8 protein-coding genes are annotated in these 10965 nt (G+C 58.4%); 5 read left to right on the top strand and 3 right to left on the bottom strand.

From position 1 onward, the window contains the following. Nucleotides 1-42 precede the first annotated feature (42 nt). On the bottom strand, nt 43-900 hold the full coding sequence (locus tag ABD890_RS23395; RefSeq protein ID WP_345095143.1) for a hypothetical protein: 858 nt from the start codon (nt 898-900) through the stop codon (nt 43-45). Between the two features lie 290 nt (nt 901-1190). Between ABD890_RS23395 and ABD890_RS23390 the strand changes: the two genes are divergently transcribed. Next, the gene (locus ABD890_RS23390) at nt 1191-6533 is read left to right on the top strand and encodes a HEAT repeat domain-containing protein (protein WP_345095141.1); all 5343 of its coding nucleotides are present in this window, start codon (nt 1191-1193) and stop codon (nt 6531-6533) included. Between the two features lie 58 nt (nt 6534-6591). On the opposite strand, the gene ABD890_RS23385 is transcribed toward ABD890_RS23390, so the two are convergent. After that, on the bottom strand, nt 6592-7374 hold the full coding sequence (locus tag ABD890_RS23385) for an AraC family transcriptional regulator (RefSeq protein ID WP_345095140.1): 783 nt from the start codon (nt 7372-7374) through the stop codon (nt 6592-6594). A 214-nt stretch (nt 7375-7588) separates the two neighbouring features. On the opposite strand from ABD890_RS23385, the gene ABD890_RS23380 reads away from it, so the two are divergent. The 4 genes from ABD890_RS23380 to ABD890_RS23365 all read left to right on the top strand — a co-directional run bounded on the left by ABD890_RS23380 (nt 7589) and on the right by ABD890_RS23365 (nt 10341). Then, the gene (locus tag ABD890_RS23380; protein WP_345095138.1) at nt 7589-7819 is read left to right on the top strand and encodes a hypothetical protein; all 231 of its coding nucleotides are present in this window, start codon (nt 7589-7591) and stop codon (nt 7817-7819) included. Nucleotides 7820-7961: 142 nt separating this feature from the next. Further along, on the top strand, nt 7962-8987 hold the full coding sequence (locus tag ABD890_RS23375) for a DUF1559 family PulG-like putative transporter (RefSeq protein ID WP_345095136.1): 1026 nt from the start codon (nt 7962-7964) through the stop codon (nt 8985-8987). 157 nt (nt 8988-9144) lie between these two features. Then, nucleotides 9145-9348 (top strand): hypothetical protein, encoded by a 204-nt coding sequence (locus tag ABD890_RS23370; protein ID WP_345095134.1) that lies wholly within the window; start codon nt 9145-9147, stop codon nt 9346-9348. A 135-nt stretch (nt 9349-9483) separates the two neighbouring features. Then, a complete protein-coding gene (locus ABD890_RS23365; RefSeq protein ID WP_345095132.1) occupies nt 9484-10341 on the top strand; it encodes a zinc-binding metallopeptidase in 858 nt (285 codons plus the stop codon). Nucleotides 10342-10445: 104 nt separating this feature from the next. Here the strand turns inward: ABD890_RS23365 and ABD890_RS23360 are convergent, their stop codons facing one another. Beyond that, complete coding sequence (locus ABD890_RS23360; RefSeq protein ID WP_345095130.1) at nt 10446-10943, bottom strand: hypothetical protein; 498 nt, start codon at nt 10941-10943, stop codon at nt 10446-10448. Nucleotides 10944-10965 lie beyond the last annotated feature (22 nt).

The raw sequence follows: 10965 nt of genomic DNA, 5'->3' as shown, positions 1-10965 counted from the left end.
TTCTAAGAGGTTGCCGGTAACGATGTCATTCATCGAATCCAATTACATCGCGCGAGCCAGGGTGCGGAACGATCCGAGGGTGAGCAGCATGAAGACCCAATAGAACGTCGCGCCCATGGCAAATGGGAAGGCGGCAAGCAGCATGTGTTCATCGAACGCCATCCGCATCATGGTGATCAGATGGAAGTCGGCATCTTCCAGCAGGATGCCCAACATCAACAGCCACGACCCGGTCACCGACAACGCCAGGCTGATCAAAAAGGCTTCCTTCAACGAACCTTTGGCGAAGAGCACGACCGAACTGCTGGCCGATTGCCACGACACCCCGAACACCAGCAGCGAGATCGGGACCAGTTGGGGCAAGCGATGAAAGGCGAAGGCATTGCCGAACTGTTGAAAGACATACGTGCCGCTGGCGGCCAGCACCGCGAAACCGGCGGTGGTTAACAGCAACGTTTGAATGGAGAGCTGTTTCGGCAGGTGATCGGTAAAGCCGGCCAACGACAGCAGCGTCCGGAATCCATAGGTCAGCCCGAACGTCGCCACCATCAGCAGCACGGTGCCAACGAGCAGATGCGAGTTGTCGAACTTCGTCAGCAAAGTCGGCGTCGAACAAAGCAGCGCGGCCAGCCCCATCAGGCGAACCCCCAATCGAAACAGATCCGCGGCGCAAACCGCCAGCCCGATCGCCAGCAACACGATGAGTAGTCCGCCCCAGGGGATCAGCGCGTGGGGGTCTTCAAACATGCCCAGCGCGAGCGGAATCAGAAACAACACAAACCCCAACCAACTCGTGGCCGCCGTATGCCGTAACCACGTGGGAGCCGTGTGCGAGTACGCTTCGTGCGACATCGCTCTGCCTGGTTCGTTGGTTTGAGTTGGCTTCAGCTCGGTTGCCATGTTGTGCCGTTCGAATCCATTTCGACTGGGTTTTCCATCCTGGCATTCAGGAGAGGGGGTTGCCGGGGGCCAGGCGGAGGTGACTGTACCCCATTTCCAACACGAACGCCAGAAAAACGACGCTTTCCCGACGTTCGACCTTCAGGCCGTTTCGTTGGAAAAAAGAGGCCAGGTGTTTGCAGGCCCCAGCAAAATCAGGAACAATGCACACTTCCTTATTTGGGGGGCCCAACCTTAGCCAGCAGGTTGCCCTCGAAACTTCTCCCCTGCCCCGCTTTTGAGGTCTCGTGATGGATCGTTCTACTCTGGTTCGCTTCGGTTGGTTGGCTCTACTGGTTGGTTGCTCAAGTCAGAACGATATCGCGAGTAATGATAGCGATCCGCCCAGGGATCGTCCCAGCGGTGTCTGGACCGAACGGGCCGAAGATCTGCAGCAACAGCAAGATGGCCAAGGCGCCTTGAAAGAGGATGCGGAGCCGTCGATGACAACCCCATCAACGACCGAGCCTGCCGACCCCAGCGGCATCGAAGCGATGGAGGCCGAACAGCCGCCAACGGAAACCAAGGCGGACGGCAAGGTCCCCTTCGTGCTGAAGGTCGCCGACGCCCCGCCAATCGCCGCCGCGTTCTCGGGCGAAGAGATGCCGGCCGACCAATCGGTCAGCGAAGAGGTTCAGCGGGCGCTGGAACAATACGACGAGGCGGACTTCGACAAGCTGAAAGAGATCTTCCTTACCTACCCGCACGCCGAGTCGCGTAAAGATGCCCTCTGGCACATGGTGCACTGGGTGAAGGGGCACGACGCAGACATTGTCTCGCTGCTGCGAACCGGCACGCAAGATCCAAGCGACCTGGTCCGCGGTGCGTCGCTCGATTTGTTGTGGGATGTGCAGACCAGCGAAGAGCGGCAATGGGATATCAGCTCGGCCATGGGGGAAGTCGTTCCGTTTCTCCAGAGCGATCACTCGCATCGGGCCCTGACCATTATCAAGGCTTCGGGCCCCGATGCCGGAGAGACGATGCCGATGCTGATGCAGCTTCTCGAAGACGACGACTTTATCCACGGGGATCTGGTAATCGAGACCATCGGCGGGATGGGGGACTATGGCCGGCAAGCGACCAAACAGCTCAGCAAGATCGCCGTCACCAGCTACGGCCGCAGCGAGGCGGCTGCGCTCGCGCTCGGCAAGCTGGGGGAAGAGAAGCCGCTCCTCGAAGCGACCAAGCACAAAGATAGTTGGTTCTCGGACCGGGCCATTCGTGGTTTGTCGGAACTGCCGGCGAAAAGCCCTTGGGTCGTCAACGCGTTGATTGAAGCGACCAAGTCGGAAAGCAACTCGGCCAAGAAGTACGCCGTGCCAGGGCTCTGCAGTATTCAGCCGCCAACCGAAGAGGTGACGCAGGCGTTGTTGACGCTCATGAAAGATAAAGACAGCTTTGTGCGGGCCGAAGTGTACGAGAACCTGCCCAACATGAAACCGCTTCCGCCCGAGCTGTTGAGCGCGTTGGTCGATGCGGCCGGAAACGAAGAGCCTGGGTACAGCAAAAACAAAGCGAAGGATGCCCTCGCGAACTGTGATGGTGCGGACGAGATTCGCTTGAACTTGCTGCTGAAAGATGTGGAAGAACGCGACGGTAGCTACTTCGGCATCTTCGGAGACGGTGGCCCGACCTTCTTCCCAATGCTGAAGAAGATGGCAGTCGATCCGGAACTGCCGGTGCGTCGCCGCATCAGTGCTTTGATCGGACTAGAACTTCTGGCAGGCGAACTCGACTTGAATCTCGACGGAGACGACGGCGAGCAACTGGCCGATCTGGCCCGCAAGGTGGCGCTAGAGAAAGACGAGCCGCACCTCTATATCGCCGCGATCGACCTGCTGATGCGGGTACGCGGCGCGAACCCCGATTACGACGTCTATCTGGAAGCGGTCTCGACCGACGGTCCGGTGGTGACTTACCGCGAAGCGATCGACATGCTATGCAGCGCTCGCAAACCGGAAGCCCTGCCCAAGCTTCAGGCCTTGATCGAGAATGGCAATCCGAAGCTACTGGAAACGATCTTGCGACAAGTCCGCGTCTACGAAGACAACGCCAACAGCCTGGTGCCGGCGATCATCAACGTGGAACTCGATCCTAAGGTGTTCGACGAGACCGAAAGCATTCGGACCGTACAGCTAGAAACGTTGGCCGCGATCGGCACCCAGCGCGACTTGATCGAGCCGTTCGCCAAGAAGGTGATGGCCGAGGTCAATCCTGAAAGCTATTTCTATGCCCGAGTGATGGAGCAGAACGCCGCGCTGATCGCCAAGTTCGATCTGCCGGCCGACGACCTGGTCGCCGCGATCAAGAAGCAACTGGAAGAAGCACCTTCCGATCAGAAGCGAGCCCGTTGGATTCCGACGCTAGTCAAGCTTGGCCCGAAAGCAGCTTCGCTCACGCCGCTGGTGGCCAGTTACTTACAGTCGGAAGACTATGACCTGAAAACCGATTCGGTCGACGCGTTGGTCGCCTTCGGCCCGGCGGCGAAGGAAGCGGTTCCGCAGCTTATCGAATGTATCAAGACGTGGGAGTACCCTTCCGCCCCGATCCAAGCCCTAGGCGCGATCGAGGCAGGCGGTCCAGAGTTCGCCAAGCTTGCGCCGAAGCTGCTGGAAAACATCGACAACCGGTTTGTCGTGCTCAATACGATCGCCAAGCTGGGACCTGCCGCCAAAGATGCGATCCCGGCGATCACGCCGCTGCTGTCGAGCACCGATAACAGCGATGTCGAGAACGCGATCATCGCGCTCGGAGCGATGGGGGCAGAAGCGAAGTCGACCGTTCCGCAGTTGATCAAGACCGCCCAAGAGAACGACGCTTACGGCATCCCTGATACGGCGGTCGCCGCGCTGGCGAAGATTGACCCCGCCAACCCAGCCGTGGTGGAACTGGGCCTGGGGCTGCTCGATTTGGAAAACGATGAAGCGGTCGAGAAGTTCCTGACGAACCTGGGCGAGAACGCGCCAGCCGTGCTGAAGCAAGGCCTGCAAAGCGAAAGCCCGAAGGTCAAAGCGAACTCGCTTGCCCTGCTGGACAAGATCGAGATCTCGGACGATCAGAAACGGGAGATCAGCCAGACCTTGCTCGACGACGAAGACGAATCGGTCCGCGCCAAGGCGGCCCAGCAGTTGTTTGCCTTGGGGGATCGCTCTGAAAAGATCCTGAGCCTGGCCTTCATCGCCGAGATGGACGATCAGAGTGGGCGCCAGAACCAGAAACTGTGGATGCTGCGTCGCGCGGTCACGCCACAGGCCATCGACTATCTGCTGTCGGCCGATATCGAAGACCATCAGCGAAGCGATGCGATGGGCTGGCTCGATTCGACCGTGCCTCCGCAGTACACCGATCGCTTCCAGAAACTGTACGACGCCCTGGCATCGGAAGACGCAGTGCAGCGAACCTGGAGTGCGATCGCCCTGAGTCAACTTGGCGATCGAAGCGACAAGGTGATGGACATCTTGGTGCAAGCGGCCAGCGAAGAAGGCCCGGCGCAGTTGAGTGCGATTTACCAGATGCCGTATTACGAACTGATCTCGCCCGAAACGCAAGCCAAGGTCGACGCCGCCATGCTGATGGTGATGAACACCGGCAGCCCCGAGATTGCCGGCGCGGCCCGTCAGACGCTGCAGCGAAGCAGCCTGGAAAGCCCTGCCACGCGCGAGGCATTGGCCGTGATGCTGGAAAAGGAAGAGACAGTCGTTCCGGCTGCTCATATCGTGAGTGCCAAGCTGAAAGACTTCGTCTTCAGCCCGAAAGCGGTGGAAACGCTCGCCTCGCAGCTCGGAACCTCCGACGACGAGGTTGGCCGGTACCAGCGCCGCGAGAACATTCGTGCCATCGGCAAGTGCCTATTCCTGGCAGGCCCAACCGGTGTCGAGAAGCTGGTCGAAGGGATCCGCGAGTCGGAGCTTTCCGAAGAACTGCGATTGGCCGCGCTGACCGCGAACATTCAGAACCGCTACGGAGGCCAGGAACTCGAACCGCTCGACCCGGCCGTTCAAGCGGCGCTGAAACCGCTACTGGAAAGCGACGACCTGGCGATTGCCACGACGGCAGCCATGCTATTGGCCTTGGGGGACGCCGCCGATATCGAGCTGGCACCGAAGCTGTTGGCAGGATTGCCCCTCGAACGATACGACTTCACCGACGTGCTGGTCGAAAGCATGTTGCTGCGGAAACAGGAAGCCGATGTCATCGTCCCGGCATTGATCAAGCAACTGCCTGACATGCCGGAGCAAACCCAGTCCCAGGTAGGCCGTCTGCTGGCGGAATCGGATAACGATTCGCAGGAACTGACGGTCGTGTTGATCGACACGCTCGCCAAGATGGAAGAGGACTATTCGCGAAGTCCGATCGCGCGGCATTTCAACGCGGCTCAGTTGACCGAACTGGCCAAACGGATCGACACCGAAGAAGATTCCACGGTGAAAGCTCGCCTCATCAATTCGTATATGACCGGCATCACCCACCAGGCCCGGAAGGACGAGCCTTTCACGCAAGAGCTGGTGCCGGCCCTGACGAAGGGACTTCAATCGCCAGACGAAGCGGTGAAACGCGAATCGCTCTTCTTGTTGGCCGTGTTGAAGCCGGATGCCCCGGAACTGCTTCCACCGCTGCAAGCGATGCTGAAGCAGCCGCCTGAAAACTGGGACTGGCGTCTGTCGCGGGTACTGGGGGAAATGAAAGAACATGCCGCGCCGGTTGTGCCTCGGCTGCAAGAAGTGTTGCAGTCGAAGACCGATGAGGCGGCGATGGCCATGGGCATGTTGCACGGGATTGGACCGGCCGCGGAACCAGCGGTCGACGACATCGTCGCAGCGCTCGAAGATCAGGAAATGAACTACGACGCGATGGAAGCATTGCGTCTGATCGGACCTGCCGCGAAAGGTGCGGGACCAAAAATCGATGCGATGTTGCCCCAAACGGAATCGCTGGTCGAGATCGCCCAGACGATTATCAAGATCGAAGCCCCCACCGACGCGCTTGTCGCCGAGTTTCAACGCCGTCTTGATGACCCCGTGCTTAAATATGAAGCACTTTCCGAGGCTTTTGTCATCGAAGAGCAGTTCAAGGTCACCCCAATCGTAGTAGAAGCGCTGGCCTCAGAGGATCCAGAGTGGCAATTGGCGGCTGCGAGAACGATTCGTTCGCTGGACCATTACGATCCAGCGTACACACCACCACTGATGAAGCTGCTCGATTCGAAGATTGACGAACAGCGCGTCGCGGCAATCGGTGCGCTTTCCACCCAGAAAGAGGCCGATGAGCAGGTTTTAACCGCCCTCAAGGCGAAGCTCGACGATCCTAGCGCCAGCGTACAACGCGCAGCGATCGCGGGCCTGGCGAACTATCCCGAGCAGATCGTCGACCTCGTACCGAGATTGGTTGCGCTGCTAAATGAAAGCGAGCAGACGCAAGTGGCCGCGATCGAAGCGCTCGGCAAGATTGGTCCGCCCGCCAAGGTCGCACTGCCTCGGCTGCTGACGCTCTATGGAAGTTTGACCGACTATCGGAAGCGTTCCCTGAGCGAAGCGATCGCGAAGATCGATACCGAAGCGGCCAAACAGGCCGGCATCGAGTTGCCTAAAGAGTAACCGTCCGGAAGAGCGTTCCCCTGACAAACGCTAGCGGTCAGGGGAACTTTGCGGCAGGTTAGTGGCGATTACGGCTCGAATGCCGATAGGTCGTGCGGTACTGGGCCGGGGTCGTGCCGGTCGCCGCTTTGAAGTGCCGCGTCAGCGAGGCCTGGTCGTAGAAGCCACAATTCGATGCGATCACGCCAAGGGCGTCATTCGTATCACGTAAGGCAACCGCTGCGGCTTCGACTCGGGCCTTCGTCAAAATCTGCCGCGGTGTGAGTCCCGTCATTACGCGAACGCGACGGGCAAACTGGCTCGCCGACAGTCCCGCCTTGCTGGCTAGTTCCATCACCCGCAAAGGTTGGGCGTAGTTCTCGTGCAGCAGCGAAATCGTTTCGGCGATCGCGTCGAGCTTCTTTTCTTTCGGGGCCGACGCCGTCAGCGAAAGGTCGCGTGAGATGCCGCAGATCGCGAGGAATTCGCCGTTGTTATCGCAAACCAAGGTCTTCTGCGAAACGAACCAGCCGATGTCGCCGTCACGACGGGTAACCATCTCTAAGCGGTCGCTCAGGCCGTTGCCATTGGCCAGGATCTCTTCGTCCTGCTGCTCGTAGCATGCCGCTAGTTCTTGGGGAAAGAGATCAAATGCTGACCTCCCGAGCAGCTCGGACCGTGAACGAACGCCGGCCGAACGGATAAATGCGTCGTTGGCGCCGATGTATTGGAGATTGCGATCCTTGACGCAGAACAGGACGTCGTCAAGCGCGTCGAAGAGCTTTTCCGCTTCGGCGATCCCAGGCAATTTCTGGAAGATGAATTCACGGGATCGCAGCCCGTGAGGCTTAGAGGTTCGCATGCGTGTTTGATAAGGCAAATGCCGTATGCGCAAAAGAGCGCTAGGGCAAATTGTATGAATTCCGCACTTCTGGTTCGTATTTCCGCTAAGCGGTACACCAAAGGTGGGGCAAAAATTGAGGTTCGCAGCGAGGTGTGTTCATCCTAATCACAGCAAAACGCGAGCCAAAATTTCTTGCGGATATCCACCGCAAAACGCATCGAAGAATCTAAGTTTGACCATGATTGCTTGCGAAATCAGCGGAATTGCTGGGTTTTCAGGCAACCCGCCCAAAACAAAATTGCCCGGATGGAAGCTTGTTGATCAAGAGCGTGCTGCGATTGGAGGCAAGGCGAAGAAATGCTTCGATGAAAGAGGGGCAACATTGGGGAGACAAAATCCACTACGCCCCAATTGTACAAATTCCGCATCGTGGATAACAAAAATCGCCACGACTTTTTCTTAAAACAAGCACAAACTAGTTAAACACTTTGTGGAGTCCGCCCCCAGGCAGCGACCAAATCGTTGGGTGGCGGGCACACCCATCTGCAATCCGCCCCATCATTCCGACTCGTTATCTTTTTCTCTCTAATTGTTAGGATGATGTCATGATTTTGCCTCAATCAGGACCTACTGCCGGTGTGCGCCGATCTGCTTTTACGCTGGTCGAACTTCTGGTGGTGATCGCCATTATTGGCGTGTTGATCGCTCTTCTCTTGCCTGCGGTACAACAGGCTCGTGAAGCAGCTCGTCGAACGGAGTGCCGGAACAATCTTAAGCAGCTCGCCTTGGCTTCGCTTACGTTCCACGACACGTTCGGTTCATTCCAAGCCGGTGATATTTCGGCTGATGCCAACTGTGGCAACGCAAATTCGTTCACGTACAACAGCGGTGTGAGCTCGCTCGGTCTGTTGTTGCCTTACGTCGAACAAGACGCTCTCTACAACCAGATGGATTCTTGGAAGTCCATGGAACAGCGTCGCGCTGGTGCGAAGGGTACGGCCTCGTGGTGCTACGGCAACGACGGCGACTGGATGTACCACTGGTTCTACAACTACGATCCCGGTACCAATGCTGCCGCCAAGATCAAGGTCAACGCATTCACTTGTCCTTCGGATACCTTCCGCGGTGACTCGTCCTTCTTGAACCTGCAAGCCAACTGCGAAGATGGTGGTGGTGAAGGTGCCAAGTGTTCGTCGACCGGTTCCGGCTATGGCTTCTCGGGTTATGTCACCGGCAACGGCGACTACCAGTTCACCAGCTACCTGCCAACGGGCGGTTACCTGGGTCGTCTGGAAAACCAGCAAAACCAGTTCGCTGGTATCTTCGGTAGCTGGACCAAAGTTGGTCTGCGTGACGTGACCGACGGTTCGAGCAACACGTTCCTGTACGGTGAAGCCACCGGCGGCGACGGCAACAACTACTTCTGGCTCGGTGCCGGCCCACTGCCAACCGGCTGGGGTTTGAAGGGGCCACGCGAAGCTTCCTGGTACCACAACACCTCGGAACACCCAGGTGGCGTTCAGTTCGCAATGGCTGACGGTTCGGTTCAGTTCATTCCGCTGACGATCGACTTCAGCACCTACGTCTACCTGTCGGCATGTGCCGATGGCCGCGTGATTGGCGATTATTAAGCAAGCCTGAAACCCTCGCACGTCGCGCCGATCCAACGTGGCGTGCGAGATTTCTTCCGGCGTTGTTGAAAGTACGAAGGTCGGGAGGCCGTCGTCTCTATCGTCCTCCCGGCCTTTGTGCCCTTTAAACTGACTTCCTTTAGACCTCGACTATAAAATGACTCGAATTGCTTTCTCGATGTTGATGACTGTACTGCTGATCGGCGGTATCGGATGCTCTGGCTCTGCCTCGACGCCACATTCGACCTCCAGCAGCGGTAGCGGTGACGCCGCAGGAAGTGGCCCTCAGATGCTGGCCCCGCCAGCTGCCACGCCAAGCCAGGTGCCCCCTAAACCATCTGGCCGACCTTCCAGTCGATAAGCCTTGCTTCAGCGTTCGGAGATGAGCGTTGAATTTTGGCTGCTGCCTCTTTTGAATGGGGATGTCGGACAAAGACCTGCAACGCTGCCAGCGGGTTGGAAGCCAACACCCAAGAAAACCCAAGGACTTGTCCGTTTGAAAATCACCAACCACGCCGACGCTTTGATGGATCGCAAGCGCAATCCGGGCTGGGGCCAGCAGGGGCTGACGTGGTGGATGGTGATGATCGCGGCAAGTCTTTTTGCATTTCCGGCCGCTGCGGAAGAGGTTGTTTTCCTCGAACCCCTCTTCCCGGCCGAGCTGGATGGCAAAGTCCCCTTCACGCTGAAGGTGGCCAACGACACGTTTCAGGTCGATTGCTCGTACGGAGCGGTCACCGGCGAAGCGGTATCTGCGAAAGAGCTAGACGACTACCTCAAGCTGTTCGTCCCTGAGATCACGCTCTATCCCTCCGAGTTTCTCCGCAAGGCGAAGATTCAGCATGTCGTGCTATGCAACGGGCTGAAGTTTGCCGGGCAGAAACGTAGTGCGATCCCGAGCTGGGAAAACAACACACTCTATTACGACGTCGTACCGGGCAAGCTGGCCAGCTACAAGCAGTTGGTGATCCATCACGAACTGTTTCACATGGTCGATGTCCACGACGACGGCAAGCTGTACGCCGACGATGCCTGGTCGGGCCTGCTGCCAGAAAGCTTCCGTTACGGAAGCGGCGGCAAGAACGCCCAAGGCGACAACACGATGTCGCTGCTGACCGACGCCGTGCCTGGGTTCGTTTCCAAGTACGCGACCACCGGCGTCGAAGAAGACAAAGCTGAAACCTTCGCCCACATGCTGCTGCACCCGCGGTACATGGCCCGCCGAGCCGAACAGGAAGGCTTGCTCGACGCGAAGATGCACCAGATGCGGCGGCTGCTCTCGACGATCTCGAGCGAAATGGGAACCGATTTCTGGACGCAGGTCGAAGCCGTTTCGCGCCCCGACGACCCATAAGAAGCGACGCCGGGAAGTGATTCTCACGCGGTGATTCGTCACCCGCGCTTAGCGAGCCCAACGCATGCGATTGTCGTTGGACTCTTCTTTCCCATACCGTCTGATTAGTCGACCAGTTCCAGGTGGAACTCGTTCGCGCCGTCCACGGTGACTTCGGCCGTCAGGCCCGATTTGTCAGGCTGAGCATACTTGGCTGGAAGCAAGTTCTTCGGACCTGGGGCTGGTCGGGCGTTGTCGTTCGGCGGGGTGTATGCCTCTTCTTCGTTTTCGCTGGCGGCTGGCTGCTTGGCGGCAGGTTTGGTCGACTCGTACTTGAAGACGGTGACCTGGTACTTGCCTGGCATAACGCCGGAGAACTCCCGCGTGGTCATCTCGAACTGGCCATCGGCGTTGGTTCGCCCCACTGCCCCTTCCGCCTTTACGCCACCGTTGGGCTTGAACTGCACGATGGCCGCGTCGACCGGCTTGCCGTCGTAAGTCACCTTGCCCGAGACCGGCACCGTGCCAGGACCGGCGGGGCCAAAGCTGCAGCCCGACCAGAGTGGCAAGCTGGCGACAAAGCAAAGCACAACACGGGCGAGGCGAGATTCAAGAACGTTCATCTGGAAGGAACCTAATCAAGGT

It is taken from the genome of Bremerella cremea, from assembly GCF_039541315.1.
GTDB classification, from domain to species: Bacteria; Planctomycetota; Planctomycetia; order Pirellulales; family Pirellulaceae; genus Bremerella; species Bremerella cremea.
Note: the sequence above shows the minus strand (reverse complement) of the source record. Positions and strands in the feature narration are given on the sequence as shown.

Excerpts from the sequence above, each read along its gene's own strand:
- ABD890_RS23395 (WP_345095143.1), bottom strand. The coding sequence starts at position 900 with ATGGCAACCGAGCTGAAGCCAACTCAAACCAACGAACCAGGCAGAGCG.
- ABD890_RS23385 (WP_345095140.1), bottom strand. The coding sequence starts at position 7,374 with ATGCGAACCTCTAAGCCTCACGGGCTGCGATCCCGTGAATTCATCTTC.
- ABD890_RS23370 (WP_345095134.1), top strand. The coding sequence starts at position 9,145 with ATGACTCGAATTGCTTTCTCGATGTTGATGACTGTACTGCTGATCGGC.
- ABD890_RS23360 (WP_345095130.1), bottom strand. The coding sequence starts at position 10,943 with ATGAACGTTCTTGAATCTCGCCTCGCCCGTGTTGTGCTTTGCTTTGTC.
- ABD890_RS23390 (WP_345095141.1), top strand. The coding sequence starts at position 1,191 with ATGGATCGTTCTACTCTGGTTCGCTTCGGTTGGTTGGCTCTACTGGTT.
- ABD890_RS23375 (WP_345095136.1), top strand. The coding sequence starts at position 7,962 with ATGATTTTGCCTCAATCAGGACCTACTGCCGGTGTGCGCCGATCTGCT.